Consider the following 542-nt stretch of genomic DNA (forward strand, 5'->3'; position numbering starts at 1 on the left):
GAGGGCACAGCCCGGAAACAAGTCGCGCAGTAGGCTCTCACGGGCAGCTACCGGGATACTCGCGTTGCGTAGCCCGTGTTTGAGGACAACCCAGGTATCGCTCACCCCTTTCGCCCTCGCGGTACGCATATAAGCTTCGCTTAACACATCGACAAACGACGTGCGGGTAAAGCGCGCCATCACGGCGGCCACTGCCGCGCCGAGCGTCAGGGAGGGTAAAATGTAGTGCTGCCAACTGTCTGCTCCCACGGTAGGCAGCCAGCCCAGTTCAACGGAGAATACCTGAATTAAAAGCATCCCCAGAGCAAATGCCGGAAACGAGATCCCCGACACCGCAATGGTCATACTCAATCGAGCCGGCCAACGGTTACGCCAGACGGCGGCGATAATTCCCGCCGCCATACCAAATATAACCGCCCAGACCATACTGGTTATGGTCAGCCACAGCGTTGGCATAAAGCGGCTGGCAATCTCATCGGCAACCGGACGACGCGACACCATCGACAGGCCAAAATCCCGCTGCACAGCATTGCTGATATAGT

General features: G+C 57.9%; 1 protein-coding gene. It reads right to left on the reverse strand.

The features are described from left to right. Positions 1-542, reverse strand: a 542-nt coding sequence (locus K0039_RS24830) for an ABC transporter permease subunit (RefSeq protein ID WP_228106788.1), incomplete at both ends; no start/stop codon positions are given.

Origin of the sequence: Terrisporobacter mayombei (genome assembly GCF_020748465.1) — a bacterium.
Classification (GTDB): Bacteria; Bacillota; Clostridia; order Peptostreptococcales; family Peptostreptococcaceae; genus Terrisporobacter; species Terrisporobacter mayombei.